14 protein-coding genes and 1 pseudogene are annotated in these 13902 nt (G+C 73.3%); all 15 read left to right on the top strand.

The window, feature by feature from the left end; all coding sequences use genetic code 11:
- Positions 1-4 precede the first annotated feature (4 nt).
- Positions 5-517 (top strand): flagellar basal body-associated protein FliL, encoded by a 513-nt coding sequence (fliL, locus tag ASD18_RS00070; protein ID WP_056085632.1) that lies wholly within the window; start codon positions 5-7, stop codon positions 515-517.
- Between the two features lie 173 nt (positions 518-690).
- Positions 691-1632, top strand: a complete 942-nt coding sequence (locus ASD18_RS00065) for a flagellar motor switch protein FliM (RefSeq protein ID WP_056091236.1) — start codon at positions 691-693, stop codon at positions 1630-1632.
- Positions 1629-2363 carry a flagellar motor switch protein FliN gene (fliN, locus tag ASD18_RS00060; protein ID WP_056085631.1) on the top strand — a complete coding sequence of 245 codons (735 nt, stop codon included), beginning with the start codon at positions 1629-1631 and terminating at the stop codon, positions 2361-2363. Before ASD18_RS00065 ends, fliN begins: the two co-directional genes overlap by 4 nt.
- Positions 2363-2887 (top strand): flagellar biosynthetic protein FliO, encoded by a 525-nt coding sequence (locus tag ASD18_RS00055; RefSeq protein WP_056085630.1) that lies wholly within the window; start codon positions 2363-2365, stop codon positions 2885-2887. Before fliN ends, ASD18_RS00055 begins: the two co-directional genes overlap by 1 nt.
- Entirely contained in the window at positions 2839-3606 is a 768-nt protein-coding gene (gene fliP / locus ASD18_RS00050) for a flagellar type III secretion system pore protein FliP (RefSeq protein WP_369817238.1), read from the top strand. Before ASD18_RS00055 ends, fliP begins: the two co-directional genes overlap by 49 nt.
- A 2-nt stretch (positions 3607-3608) precedes the next feature.
- Positions 3609-3881: a flagellar biosynthesis protein FliQ gene (gene fliQ / locus ASD18_RS00045; RefSeq protein ID WP_056085628.1), complete on the top strand. Its 273-nt coding sequence runs from the start codon at positions 3609-3611 to the stop codon at positions 3879-3881.
- Between the two features lie 10 nt (positions 3882-3891).
- Positions 3892-4650, top strand: a complete 759-nt coding sequence (locus ASD18_RS00040; RefSeq protein WP_056091232.1) for a flagellar biosynthetic protein FliR — start codon at positions 3892-3894, stop codon at positions 4648-4650.
- Positions 4647-5843: a flagellar biosynthesis protein FlhB gene (locus ASD18_RS00035; RefSeq protein WP_056085627.1), complete on the top strand. Its 1197-nt coding sequence runs from the start codon at positions 4647-4649 to the stop codon at positions 5841-5843. Before ASD18_RS00040 ends, ASD18_RS00035 begins: the two co-directional genes overlap by 4 nt.
- Positions 5843-7900, top strand: coding sequence for a flagellar biosynthesis protein FlhA (locus tag ASD18_RS00030; RefSeq protein WP_056085626.1), 2058 nt, complete (start codon positions 5843-5845; stop codon positions 7898-7900). The genes ASD18_RS00035 and ASD18_RS00030 overlap by 1 nt, the downstream gene beginning before the upstream one ends.
- Positions 7878-8966 (top strand): hypothetical protein, encoded by a 1089-nt coding sequence (locus tag ASD18_RS00025; RefSeq protein WP_156387811.1) that lies wholly within the window; start codon positions 7878-7880, stop codon positions 8964-8966. The genes ASD18_RS00030 and ASD18_RS00025 overlap by 23 nt, the downstream gene beginning before the upstream one ends.
- 9 nt (positions 8967-8975) lie before the next feature.
- A complete protein-coding gene (gene csrA, locus ASD18_RS00020) occupies positions 8976-9248 on the top strand; it encodes a carbon storage regulator CsrA (RefSeq protein ID WP_056085624.1) in 273 nt (90 codons plus the stop codon).
- A gap of 46 nt (positions 9249-9294) precedes the next feature.
- Positions 9295-11592, top strand: a complete 2298-nt coding sequence (locus tag ASD18_RS00015; RefSeq protein WP_056085623.1) for a chemotaxis protein CheA — start codon at positions 9295-9297, stop codon at positions 11590-11592.
- Entirely contained in the window at positions 11589-12005 is a 417-nt protein-coding gene (locus ASD18_RS00010; protein ID WP_056085622.1) for a chemotaxis protein CheW, read from the top strand. The genes ASD18_RS00015 and ASD18_RS00010 overlap by 4 nt, the downstream gene beginning before the upstream one ends.
- Before the next feature lie 101 nt (positions 12006-12106).
- Positions 12107-13056: pseudogene (locus ASD18_RS21375) on the top strand (MCP four helix bundle domain-containing protein); the annotation flags it as partial.
- 1 nt (position 13057) lies between these two features.
- The coding region (locus ASD18_RS21370) for a methyl-accepting chemotaxis protein (RefSeq protein ID WP_235522190.1) at positions 13058-13902 on the top strand (845 nt) is incomplete at both ends.

Below are 13902 nucleotides of genomic sequence, written 5' to 3'. Positions count from 1 at the left end.
CGCCATGCCCATCGAGCAGCGAGTGGTCTCCGGAGCCAAGATCGGCGGCAACAAGATCGGCGGGGGGTCGGCCTCGTCGACCCCCGCGGTCGAGGCCGAGCAGCCCGCCAAGAAGACCAGGAAGAAGCTCCTCCTCGTCGTCGGCGCGGTGGTGCTGCTGGCCGGGGGTGCCGCCGCGTACCTCCTGCTGGGCAAGGGCGGCGGGGAGCCCGCTGCCGAGCCCGCGCCGGTGCCCGGTGCCGTCCTCACGGTCGAACCGGTGAGCCTCAACCTCGCCGAGGGCCACTACCTGCGCCTCGGCCTCGCACTGCAGCTCACGGAGGAGGCCGGCGAGGAGGCTCCGGACACCGCGCGAGCACTCGACCTGGCCATCGCCCTGTTCTCGGGCCGCACCGTCGCCGAGGTCTCCGACCCGGCGACGCGCGACGCCCTGACCGCCGAGCTGGCGCACCAGCTCGCCGAGGCCTACGAGGGTGAGGTGATGGACGTCTACCTGACGAACTACGTCACGCAGTAGGCACGGCCGCAGGCCGAGGCCTGCACAGTTCGGGGCGCCACGGAGGGCGCCACACCGCTCCGCACAGCACGACATACCGACCCAGGACGGGTCGGTGCGGAGAAGATCCAGCGACAACCGCTCACAAGCTGTGCGCGCCCGCCGATGGGCAGCACGTGACGGTCCAGGACACGATGCCCGCGCGCTCGGCGACAGCTTCGGCGTCGGCCGTGCGTCGCAGTCGCACCGCCGAGCCAGAGCCCTACGACTTCCGTCGTCCGCTCACGCTCCCGCGAGAGCACGCGCGGCACCTGGAGATGGCGTTCGAGCGATTCGGCCGGCAGTTCGGCAACCAGCTCACCGCCCGCCTGCGCACCTTGACCCACCTCACGCTGGACGAGCTGTCGCTGAGTACGTACGACGAGTACGTCAACCTCCTGCCGACGCCCACCGCGATGGTGCTCTGCACGATCGCGCAGACCCGTCAGACGGCGATGCTCCAGCTCCCGGTCGCGGCGACGATGGTGTGGATCGACTACCTGTTCGGCGGCGACGGGCGCGGCGACGACCGCGAGGGCCGCGAGCTCACCGAGATCGAGCTCACGCTCGTGCGCGACCTGCTCCAGCACTCGCTCAGCGACCTGGAGTACGCGTTCGCGGGGCTGGCCCCGCTGGGGGTCACCGTGCGCGGCGTGCAGTACAACCCGCAGTTCGTGCAGGCCGCCGGGGCTTCTGACACGGTCCTCGTCGCGTCCTTCACCCTGCGCGTCGGCGAGCGCGAGGACGCCCTGACCCTCATGCTCCCGGCCGACACCATGCTCGCCACGCTGCGCGCCGCGGACGGCCCCGTCGCCCGCTCCGAGGACGAGCGCCGGGCCGCCGCGCTCGCTCACATCGACCTCGAGCGCGCGGTGCAGGACGTCCCCGTCGAGGTCTCCGTGCGCTTCCGCCCGGTGGTCATCCACCCGCGCGACGTCGTCCACCTCACGGTGGGGGACGTGCTGCCCCTGTCCCACCCGTCGACCGAGCCGCTGGACGTGGTCGTCGACGGGGTCGTGCTCGCCCAGGCCGCCGCCGGCAGCCACGGGTCCCGGCTTGCCTGCCGCGTCGTCACCGTCGAGGAGAACCCCGCATGAACGTCACCGAAGTCCCGACGGCTCGCAGCGCGGCCGACGTCGACGCCGCCGCGACCGCGCTCGCGGCAGCGTCCGCCGCGGCTCAGCTCGTCCCGTCCGCCGTGTCGCTCGTCGCGGTGCCGGCGGACCACACCGACGTCCCGACGGGCGCGACCGCCCTGGTCGCCTCGTTCGTCGGCTCGCCCAGTGCCGAGCTGGCCCTGGTCGCGGCGGACGTGATCGAGGACGCCCTCGTGTCCGGCGCGGCCGCGGGGACGCCCCTCGCGCTCGCCGACGCTCTGCGTCCCGCGCTCGAGGCCGCGGCCGAGGTGCTCGGTGCCGGAGTCCTCGAGCCCGGCAGGTCCGAGCCGGTCGCCGGTGTGCTCGGCCCGGACACCCACGTCGTCGCGCTCCAGCAGGCGGGTGTGCCGGTCGCCTGGTTCGCGCTGCGCGTCCGCGGCCCCCGGGTGACCGCTCCCACCACCACCGCGCCGACCCCGCGCGCCAACCTGCGCATGCTCTACGACGTCGAGATGACCCTCACGGCCGAGATCGGCCGCACCCGGCTGCCCGTGCGCCAGGTGCTCGAGCTCGCGCCCGGCGCCGTGCTGGAGCTGGACCGCACCGCCGGCAGCCCCGCCGACGTCCTGGTCAACGGCCGGCTCGTCGCGCGCGGGGAGGTCGTCGTCGTCGACGAGGCCTACGGCATCCGGGTGACGGAGATCGTGCCGGGCACGGAGCCGGTCGTCTGATGGTCTCGACGATGCTCGTGCTGCGGGTGCTGCTGGCCCTGACCTGCGTGGTCGGGCTCATCTGGTTCATCGGCCGCCGGTTCGGTGGCGGTCAGCCGCAGCGGTCGTCGCGCGAGCACGTCGTCAAGCTCGTCGGCCGCCAGTCGGTCGGCCGGCACACCGGTGTCGCGGTCGTCGCGGTGGGCAACCGCCGGCTGCTGCTGGGGTACGGCGACCAGCAGGTCACGCTGCTCACCGAGCTGGGCCCCGTGGTGGAGCTCCCGCCCGAGCCGGTGGCCGAGCAGACCGGTCCGCGCCGCGACTGGGTGGCGTCCGCACTCTCCGCGACCGGTCGCGTCCCCGCGCCACGCCCGGCGCCGTCGCTGGAGACCGCGTCCCCGGAGCCCGCTGCCCTCGAGCCCGCTGCCCTCGAGCGCGCGGCTCTCGAGACCGCCCCGACGTCGACGCTGCAGGGCTCGATCCTCGCGCCCGAGACGTGGCGTCACGCCGTCCGCACGCTGCAGGACCGCACGGTGCGCCGATGATCTTCGCCCCCACGCCGCCCACGCCGCCGGACGTCCCTGCGCTGGGCGACACCGTCACGCTCGCGGTCAACGGTGTGAACGGCGCGCCGAGCAGCTCGATCGTCGTCCTGCTCGCGATCACCCTGCTCTCGGTGGCACCCGCGCTGCTGCTGATGACCACGAGCTTCACCAAGATCTTCGTCGTCCTGTCCTTCACCCGGAACGCGCTCGGCCTGCAGGGCGTGCCGCCCAACCAGGTGCTCGCGGGACTGGCGCTCTTCCTCAGCCTGTTCATCATGGCGCCCGTGATCGGGGACGTGAACGAGCTCGGGGTGCAGCCCTATCTCGCCGGGGACGCGACGTTCACCGAGGCGGTCGACGTGGGCAAGGGCCCGCTCCAGGCGTTCATGCTCGAGCACACGCGCGAGGAGGACCTCGCCCTGCTCACCCGCGCAGCGGGGCTGGAGAACCCGGAGGACCCGTCGGCCGTCCCGTTCGGCACCCTGGTCCCCGCGTTCCTGCTGTCGGAGCTGCGGTCGGCGTTCATCATGGGCTTCGTCATCTTCGTGCCGTTCCTGGTCATCGACCTGGTGGTCTCGGCGTCGCTGATGTCGATGGGCATGATGATGCTGCCCCCCGTGATGATCGCCCTGCCGTTCAAGCTGCTGCTCTTCGTGCTCGTCGACGGCTGGGGCCTGGTGGTCACCGCCCTCGTGGGCTCGTACACCGGGGCGGGGTAGCGATGGACACCAACGCCGTCCTCGACGTCGGCATCGACGCGCTCGTGCTCGCGGCGAAGCTCTCCGCGCCGGTGCTGGTCACCGCCCTAGTGGTCGGGTTCATCGTCTCGCTGGTGCAGTCGGTGACCCAGATCCAGGAGGTCACGCTCAGCTTCGTGCCCAAGGCCGTCGCGGCGGGGATCGCGCTCATCGTCTGCGGGCACTGGATGATCTCGGAGCTGGTCGCGTTCACCCACGACCTGTTCGCGCGCATCCCCATGCTCGTCGGCGGCTGACGTGGACCCGATCTCCGTCGCGCTGCCGCTCGCGGGCGTGCAGACCACGATGCTCGCCGGCGTGCGCATCGTCGCGTTCCTCATGATCGCCCCGCCGTTCTCGCAGCGCGCGGTGCCCAGCATCGTCAAGGTGACCCTCGCCCTGGCCCTCGCGCTGGCGGTGACGCCGCGGCTCGAGCCCGTGGCGGTCGACGGGACCGGTGCCTTCGTCGGCTCGCTCGTGATGCAGGCGGTGGTCGGCGCCGCGTTCGGGTTCCTCGTGATGCTCGCGTTCTCGGCCGTCCAGTCGGCCGGCACGCTGATCGACCTGTTCGGTGGCTTCCAGATGGCGGCGGCGTTCGACCCGATGAGCATGACCAGCGGTGCCCAGTTCCAGCGGCTCTACCAGATGGCCGCCCTGGTCCTCCTGTTCGTCACCGACGGGTACCAGGTGGTGATCGCGGGGGTGGTCCGCACGTTCGAGGCGCTGCCGCTGGGTGCGGTGCTCGACCTGGGCGCGCTCGGCGAGGCAGTGACCACCGGCCTGTCGCAGATGTTCGTCGGGGCGATGCAGATCGCCGGACCCCTGCTCGTGGTGCTCTTCCTCGCGGACGTCGGCCTCGGCCTGCTCACCCGGGTGGCTCCTGCCCTCAACGCGTTCGCGATGGGCTTCCCGCTGAAGATCTTGCTCACCCTGTCGTTCGGCGCGTTCGCGTTCCTCGCGCTGCCGGCGGTCGTGGAGGGCCTGACCGGGCGCTCGGTCGAGGCGATGCTGGGGGTGGCGCGGTGAGCGAGAGCGGCGAGCGCAGCGAGAAGGCCACCGCGCAGCGGATGAAGGAGGTGCACCGCAAGGGCAAGCTCGGGCGGTCGCAGGACCTCTCGGCCTGGATCGGGATGGGTGCCGCCGTGCTCACGCTGCCGATGGTGGTCACCCGGGGCCAGGACGCCGCGCTCGACCAGCTGGCGGCGGTCCGCGACGTGGCCCGGAACCCCACCGCCGCGGGTGCCGTGCAGGTGCTCGACGACGCGCTGCGCTCGCTGCTGACCACGCTCGCCCCCCTGTTCGTCGTGCTGGTGCTCGTCACGGTGGCGGTGGGCATGGCGCAGGGCGGGGTCCACCCGCGCCGGTTCACCATCCACGTGGACCAGTTCAAGCCCGTGAACGCCGCCAAGCGGCTGGTCGGTGCGCAGGCCTGGTGGCAGGGCGCACAGACCCTGCTCAAGACCGGTGCCGTCGCGCTCGTGCTCCTGGCCGGGCTGCAGGCGCTGGTGCCCACCCTCATGGCCTCCGGCCAGCTGCCCCTGTCGCACCTGCTCGGCGTGGCGGGCGACGGCACCGCCTCGCTCCTGCGGACCGGGATCGCGGCGGGCATCCTGCTGGCGGTCGCCGACGTGGTGGTCGTGATGCGGCGCAACCGCAAGCAGACGCGGATGACCCTCCAGGAGATCAAGGAGGAGAACAAGCGCACCGAGGGCGACCCCATGCTCAAGGGCGCCATCCGGTCCAAGCAGCTCTCGATGAGCCGCAACCGGATGATGTCGGAGGTCGCCACGGCCGACGTCGTGCTGGTCAACCCGACCCACGTGGCGGTCGCGCTGCGCTACGAGCCAGGCTCGGGAGCACCCAAGGTCGTCGCCAAGGGGGCCGGCGCGGTCGCGGCGCGCATCCGCGCCGAGGCGACCGAGCGCCGGGTGCCGATGGTCGAGGACATCGCGCTGGCGCGCGCCCTGCACGCCGCGTGCGAGCTGGGCCAGGAGGTCCCGGCCCACCTGTTCACCGCGGTCGCCCGGGTCCTCGCGTTCGTGATGGCCCTGCGTCGCCGTGGCGCAGGCGCCGGCCAGCACCGCGTCCCCGGCGGCTCCACGCTCCCGGCCGACGACACCACCGACCACCGGTCCACGGCCCGCGCCGCCCGCCGGCCGGCCCGGGCACCCCGCCCGCCGGCCCCGTCCGCCTCCTCGTCCGAGAAGCAAGGGTCCTGATGAAGAACCGCTCCGTCGCCCAGATGGCCGTGCCCGCCGGTGTGGTGGGCATCGTCCTGATGCTGGTGGTGCCGCTGCCCGCCGCCCTGCTCGACGTGCTCATCGCGATCAACATCACGGTGTCGCTGGTCATCCTGCTCACCAGCATGTACGTCAAGCGACCGCTGGACTTCTCGGTGTTCCCGTCGCTGATCCTGGTGTTCACCCTGTTCCGGCTGGGGCTCAACGTGGCCTCGACCCGGCTGGTGCTCCGGGACGGGTACGCGGGTCAGGTCATCGACGCGTTCGGGCACATCGTCGTCGGCGGCTCGCTCGTCATCGGCCTGGTGATCTTCCTGATCCTCGTGGTGATCCAGTTCGTCGTCATCACCAACGGCGCCGGCCGCGTGGCGGAGGTCGGGGCGCGGTTCACGCTCGACGCCATGCCCGGCAAGCAGATGGCCATCGACGCCGACCTGAACTCGGGGCTCATCGACGAGGACACGGCGCGGCAGCGGCGGGCGGACGTCGCTGCGGAGGCGGACTTCTACGGCGCCATGGACGGCGGGTCCAAGTTCGTCAAGGGTGACGCGATCGCCGGCATCATCATCACGGTCATCAACCTGGTGGGCGGGTTCGCCATCGGGATGCTGCAGATGGGCATGTCCCCGGCGGAGTCGCTGCAGCGGTTCAGCCTGCTGACCATCGGCGACGGCCTGGTCACCCAGATCCCCGCGCTGCTGCTCTCGGTGTCCACGGGCATCGTGGTCACGCGCGCCACGGCCGAGGGGGACATGGGCACCGCCGCGGCCAAGCAGCTGGGCCAGTCCCGGACCGCGCTGGTGATCGCGGGTGTCGGCGCCATCGCGCTGGCCCTGCTGCCGGGGATGCCGAAGCTGCCGTTCCTCCTGGTGGGCGCCGCGCTCCTGCTCGTGGCGCAGCGGTCCCGCGCCACCGAGGCCAAGGAGTCGGCCGCCGAGCAGGCCGGTGCGGTCACCGCCGCGACCGCGCCGGCCAGCGACAGCCCCGAACAGCTCATCGAGCAGATGCGCGTGCACACGCTCGAGATCCTGCTGGCGCCGGACCTGGTCGACCTCGTCGGCTCCGGACCGGACCAGGACCTGCTCGCCCGCGTGCGTGGCCTGCGGCGCAAGACCGCCCTCGAGCTGGGGATCGTCGTGCCGCCCGTGCGCACCCGGGACAGCGTCGACCTGCCGCGCTCGACCTACGTGGTGCGCATCGCGGGCGTCGAGGTCGGCCGGGGCGAGGCGCCCGCGGGGCGGATGCTCGCGCTCGGTGACGACCTCGGATCCCTGCCCGGCACCACCGTGCACGAGCCGGTCTTCGGCCTGCCGGGCAAGTGGATCCCGTCGGAGCTGCGGCACGCGGCGGAGATGTCCGGCGCGACCGTCGTCGACCGGGTGTCCGTGCTCATCACCCACCTGGGCGCGCTCATCAGCCAGCACGCCGCCCGGCTGCTGGGCCGCGAGGACGTGCGGGTGCTCACCGAGGGCGTGAAGCGCGTCAACCCGTCGGTGGTCGAAGAGCTCATCCCCACCCTGCTGAGCCTGGGCGAGGTGCAGCGGGTGCTCCAGGGCCTGCTGGCCGAGGAGGTGCCGATCCGCGACCTGGGCCGGATCTACGAGTCGCTGACCCTACGGGCGCGCGTCAGCACCGAGCCCGAGGGCCTGGTCGAGGCCGCCCGCGCGGCGCTGGGCCCGGCGCTCGGCTCGCTGTACGTGCAGGACGGCTCGCTGCGCGCGATCACGCTGGACGCCGTGCTCGAGCAGCAGCTGGTCGAGTCGCTGCGTCCGGGCGAGCAGGGCACGCACCTGCTGGTCGACCCGGCCCGGCTCGAGTCGGTGCTCGCGCAGCTGCGCGACGCGGTGGCGACGGCCGAGCAGGACGGCCGGACGGTCGTGCTGGCCTGCGCGCCCGCCATCCGGCCCGCCCTGCGCCGCCTGGTCGCGATGGGCCTGCCGCGTCTGCCCGTGCTCTCGTACGCCGAGGTCACGGGCGTGGGCGCCCTGGTGGAGACCGTCGGGGCGGTGAGCGGTGGCCACGCGATTGCTGCTTGAGGGCGGTGACCTGGCGCGGCTCATGGCGCAGGTGCGCGACGAGCTGGGTCCCGGGGCGCGGATCATCAGCGCCGAGCGGGTGCGCAGCGGCGGGGTCGCGGGCTTCTTCGCGCGGGAGCGGTTCGAGCTGACGGTCGACGTGCCCGAGCCGCCCGCCGCTCGCCCCCGTGCCCGCCGCGCGCCGATGGCACCCGCCGCCGGCATCGAGGCCCTGCTCGACGCTGCCGACGCCTCCGACGCACTGCCGGACGGCTCGACCGCCGAGGTCGGTCCCGGGCCCACAGGTCCCACCGTCTCCACCGGAGACCCCTCGTTCGCGGCGATCCTGGACCAGATGCGGTCCATGGCCGGAACTCCGGAGCCTGCCGACATCGAGATCCCGGCGCCTGCCCCCGAGGACCCGCTGCGGGTCGCGCTGCGCACCCTGGGCGTGCCGGACCGGCTGCTCGGCGGCGAGCCGCTGACCCTCCCCTCGGTGCTCGCCCGCGTGCCCGCCGCGCCGGTCGCCCCGCGCGGGGCGGGACAGGTGATCGCGGTGGTCGGCACCCAGGAGGACGTCGATGCCGTGGCCCTCCTGCTCGCCGAGCGGCTGCGCCTCGAGCGTTCCGCCGTGGTGGCGACCGGTGCGCGCGCGGGCAGGTCCACCGGCCTGGCGCGGGCCGCGGGCGCCCACGAGCTGTCCACCTGGCGCGAGCGGGCGACGCTCGCACCGCACCCGGGGATCGTCGCGATCGCCGTGGGGCCTGACCCGGCGGACCGGGCCGATGCCGCAGCACTTCTGCGCGCGGCCCGAGCCGACCAGGTGTGGGCCGTGGTCGACGCGCGGACCAAGACGGTCGACGCCGCGACGTGGATGGCCCAGGTGGGTGGCGAGGGCGGTGTCGACGCGGTCGCCGTGCGCGGGCTCTTCGACACGGCCCAGCCCGGCACCGTGCTGGACCTGGGTGTGCCGGTCGCCTGGGTCGACGGCGTGCCCGCGACCACCGTGGCCTGGGCCGCGGCGCTGGGGCAGGCCCTCGGACCTGCGGGCGAGGCGCCTCGCGGTGCACGGGGGATCGCGGGGTAGGGTCACCGCATGCTCGTGCTCAGCCGTCGCGTGGGGGAACGGCTCGTGATCGGTGACGACATCGTCGTCACGGTCATCGAGGTCCGCAGCGACGGCGTGCGCATCGGGATCGACGCTCCCCGGCACGTGCGTGTGCACCGCGCGGAGGTGCTGGACGCCCTCACCGCCGCCAACGTGGACGCGGTCGCCGCGGACGACCGGACGGCCGCGGCCCTGCGGCGCCTCGTGTCACCCGCCCCGGCCCAGCCGGACCCCTCAGGAACCCCGCCGACCGACCGATGAGGTCGGACGCCGGGGACGCGAGGTCCACGGCGGGCGGGAGGACACCGTGGAGGACGTCGACGAGATCGTCCGTGAGTTCCTGGTCGAGAGCTACGAGAACCTCGACCAGCTGGACCGCGACCTCGTGGCGCTCGAGGAGTCGCCCGGGTCGCGTCCGCTGCTGAGCAGCATCTTCCGGACCATCCACACGATCAAGGGCACCAGCGGGTTCCTCGCGTTCGGCCGCCTGGAGCGCGTCGCGCACGCCGGTGAGAACCTGCTGGTCGAGCTCCGCGACGGGCGCCGGTCCATGGACCAGCCGACCACCGACGTGCTCCTGCGCCTCACCGACGTCGTGCGCGAGATCCTCGCCGCGATCGAGGCCGACGGCACCGAGGGTGACGTGAGCGTCGACGCCGTCATCACGGCGGTCGAGGCGGTCCGCGACGGACGCACGGCTATCGTCCCCGAGCCCACACCCGCGCCTGAGCCCGTCGCCGAGCCCGTCGTCGCGCCCGCGCCGAGCATCATCGTCGCGCGCACCGCCGTGCCCGAGCCGCCCGCCCCCGTCCTCCCCACCCAGCCCGCCGCACCCGTCGCCGAGCACCTGCCCGAGGAGGTCGGCGCGCTGCGCAGCGCGGCCGACACCTCCATCCGCGTGGACGTGGAGCTGCTGGACGCGCTCATGCGTCAGGTGGGCGAGCTGGTCCTCGCGCGCAACCAGATCAGCCGTCTCTCCTCCGGGACCGACGACGTCGACCTCGCGCGGTCGGCGCAGCGCCTCAACCTCATCGCCGGCGAGCTGCAGGAGGGCGTCATGAAGACGCGGATGCAGCCCATCGAGCACGTGTGGTCCAAGATGCCGCGGATCGTGCGGGACCTGGCGGCCGCGTGCGGTCGCGAGGTGCAGCTGGAGATGACCGGTGGCGACACCGAGCTGGACCGCAGCCTGCTGGAGGCGGTCAAGGACCCGCTGACCCACCTGGTGCGCAACGCCGTGGACCACGGGATCGAGCCCTCCGACGCGCGCGTCGCCGCCGGTAAGGCGCCCCGGGGCGTGCTGTCGCTGCGGGCGTACCACGCGGGCGGCCAGGTCGTGGTCGAGGTCGCCGACGACGGTCGGGGCATCGACCCCGAGCGGGTCGCGGCCAAGGCCGTCGAGAAGGGCCTGCGCACCGCGGACCAGCTCGCGGCGGTCAGCCACGCCGAGCTGCTCCAGCTGCTCTTCCTGCCGGGCTTCTCCACCGCCGAGGCGGTCACCAACGTGTCCGGCCGCGGGGTCGGCATGGACGTCGTCCGCACCAAGGTGGAGGCGATCGGCGGCACCGTCGACGTGGACTCCACCGTCGGCCGCGGCACCGTGTGGCGCCTGCGCATCCCGCTGACGCTGGCGATCATGCCGGCGCTCACGGTCGAGTGCTCGGGCGACCTGTACGCCGTGCCGCAGGTCAACCTGCTCGAGCTCGTCGCCCTGGACGGGCAGCGCTCGGGCTCCGGGATCGAGTACGTGCACGCCGCCCCCGTCTACCGGCTGCGCGGCGAGCTGCTGCCGCTGGTCTCGCTCGCGTCGGTGCTCGGCGTGGAGGACGGCCCGACGGAGGGCTCGAGCGTCATCGCGGTCGTGCAGGCGGACCACCAGCGCTTCGGGCTGCTGGTGGACCGGGTGCTCAACACCGAGGAGATCGTGGTCAAGCCGCTGTCGGCGCGACTGAAGTCCATCGGCGCGTACGCAGGGGCCACCGTGCTCGGGGACGGGCGCGTCGCGCTCATCCTCGACGTGCAGGCGATCGCGCGTCGTGCGCTGGTCGGCGTGCTGGAGCAGGTGAGCGCCGAGGCCGCCCGGCGTGCGCAGGAGGCTGCCACGCGTACCGCTCCGATGGAGCAGGTGCTCGTCGTCGGCATCGGCGGTGGTCGTCGGGTGGCCATGCCGCTCGCGTCCGTGGCCCGCCTGGAGCATGTCAGGGCCGCGCACGTGGAGCTCGTCGGGGGGCGCGAGGTGGTCCAGTACCGCGGGACGATCCTGCCGCTGGCCCGGCTCGACCGCGTCCTCGGCGGCTACGGCGACGAGCTGGGCGAGGAGCTGCTGGTGGTCGTCTACAGCCGGGCCGGACGCAGCGTCGGCCTGGTGGTGCACGAGATCGTCGACATCGTCGACGACGACGTCACGCGCCACTCGGACATCGAGGACCACGGCCTGGTCGGCTCGACGGTCCTCGGCGAGCGCGTCACCGAGCTGCTCGACGTCCGGACCGCGATCCTCGCGGCCGACCACGCCTTCTACGACACCGCACCGACGTCGTCCGACGAGCTCGACGAGCTCGCCGGACTCCCCGGGCACCCCGACCTGGTGGGAGCCGCACGATGAGCCAGTACGTGACGTTCACGCTGGACGGCAGCCTCTACGGGATCGACGTGGTGCGTGTGCAGGAGGCCCTGCGCTCGCACGCCCGTACCCGGGTGCCGCTGGCGCCGCCGACGGTCGCCGGCCTGGTGAACCTGCGTGGCCAGGTGGTCCTCACGATCGACCTGCGCACCCGGCTGGGACTGTCCCGCCGCGCCGACCTGACCGAGCCGATGATGGTCGTGGTCCAGGTGGACGGCGAGCCCGTCAGCCTGCTGGTCGACGAGATCGGTGACGTGGTCGAGGTAGGCCCGGGCTCGTTCGAGGGACCCCCCGACACGCTCGACGCCGCGCTGCGCCCGCTCATCCTGGGCGCCCACAAGCTCGAGGCGGGCCTGCTGCTGGTGCTCGACGTCGACCAGGCCGCCGCGGCCTGACGCATGCCTGGGGCAAGTCAATTGTCCGGGTCTTCACCCGGCTGACTGCTCACCGCAGGGGCGTGCCGACCGATCGGCGGAGTGCAGGCCCACCGGGGGTCATGCGCGAAGAGAGGCACCCCATGTCGACGACCCAGCCCGCGGCCGAGGGCCGGACGACGCGCCGTGGCGCGTGGTTCGCCGACCGGTCCGTCCGCACCAAGATCCTCGCCCTCACCGCGATCTTCGCGATCACGTCCGCGGGGTCCGGCGTCTACGCGCTGATCACCATGGAGCAGATGGCGGGCCAGACCGAAGAGCTCTCGACGACCGTGACGACGATCATGGCGCCGCTGAGCACGGTCCACCAGGACCAGCTCAAGGCCCGCATGATCGTCGCCCAGCTGGGCGCGACGCGCAGCCCCGAGGCCCAGGAGCACTGGCTCCAGGAGCAGGTGGACAACGACGCCGAGATCGACGCGGCCATCGCGGAGTTCGAGGCGGCGGGCGGCGACGTGGTGCCCACGTGGGCCGACTTCCGCACCGGCTTCGACGCCTGGCGCGCCGCCCGCGACGAGCAGCTGGTGCCGGCCGCGACGAGCGGCGACACCGCCCTGTACGAGCAGGTGCTGAACGACGTCACCGAGCCGCTGAAGTCCACCTACGTGGACGCGCTCGACGCGGCGGCGCTCGCCGGCGACGAGTACGCGGAGAGCATCGCGCACGAGGCGCGCACCGAGGCGGACCGCGCCTCGACCGTGCTCATCGCGACCCTCCTGCTGGCGATCATCGGGGTCACCGCGCTCGGCGCCGTCGTCGCCGGGGCCATCCGGAGGTCGGTGCAGCGCGTGCAGGGGTCGCTCGAGGCGCTGGCCCGCGGTGACGTCACCCTGCGCGCCGACGTGCACAGCCGCGACGAGATCGGTCGCATGGCCAGCTCGCTGACCATCGCGCAGGACTCGCTCCAGCGCACCCTGGCCGGTGTGGTGGAGACCTCGGAGACGGTGGCGGCGGCGGCGGAGGAGCTGTCGGCGTCGTCGGACCAGGTGGCGGCGGGGTCGGATGAGACGTCNCTGGCCGGTGTGGTGGAGACCTCGGAGACGGTGGCGGCGGCGGCGGAGGAGCTGTCGGCGTCGTCGGACCAGGTGGCGGCGGGGTCGGATGAGACGTCGGCGCAGGCGGGTGTGGTGGCKGCKGCGGCGGAGCAGGTGTCGCGCAACGTGCAGGCGGTGGCGGCGGGTGCGGAGCAGATGGGTGCCTCGATCCGGGAGATCGCGCAGAACGCGAACCTGGCGGCGAAGGTGGCGGGTCAGGCGACGGCGGCGGCGGAGTCGGCGAACGATCAGGTGGCCCGGTTGGGGGAGTCGTCTCAGCAGATCGGGAACGTGGTCAAGACGATCACGTCGATCGCGGAGCAGACGAACTTGTTGGCGTTGAACGCCACGATCGAGGCGGCGCGTGCGGGGGAGGCCGGCAAGGGGTTCGCGGTGGTCGCGGGGGAGGTCAAGGAGCTGGCGTCGGAGACGGCGCGGGCGACGGAGGACATCGCGCGGCGGGTGGAGGCGATCCAGGCGGACACCACGGGGGCGGTGGCGGCGATCGGGCAGATCGCGGCGATCATCGCCTCGATCAACGACTACCAGCTGACGATCGCCTCGGCGGTCGAGGAGCAGACCGCGACGACGAACGAGATGTCGCGGGGTGTGGCGGAGGCGGCGACGGGGTCGGGGGAGATCGCGGTGAACATCGGCGGGGTCGCGTCCTCGGCGGCGTCGTCCTCGGAGGTGCTCGGTCAGATGGGTCAGGCCGTGGGCGAGCTCGCCCGGCTGTCCACCGACCTGCGCACCCGCGTGGTCGAAGCCGGCCTCGCGGACCCAGGACAGCAACTTGCGACCGGCGTTGGCGTCGGCCTCGTTGG

The organism is Cellulomonas sp. Root137 (genome assembly GCF_001426725.1).
Classification (GTDB): domain Bacteria; phylum Actinomycetota; class Actinomycetes; order Actinomycetales; family Cellulomonadaceae; genus Cellulomonas.
Note: the sequence above shows the minus strand (reverse complement) of the source record. Positions and strands in the feature narration are given on the sequence as shown.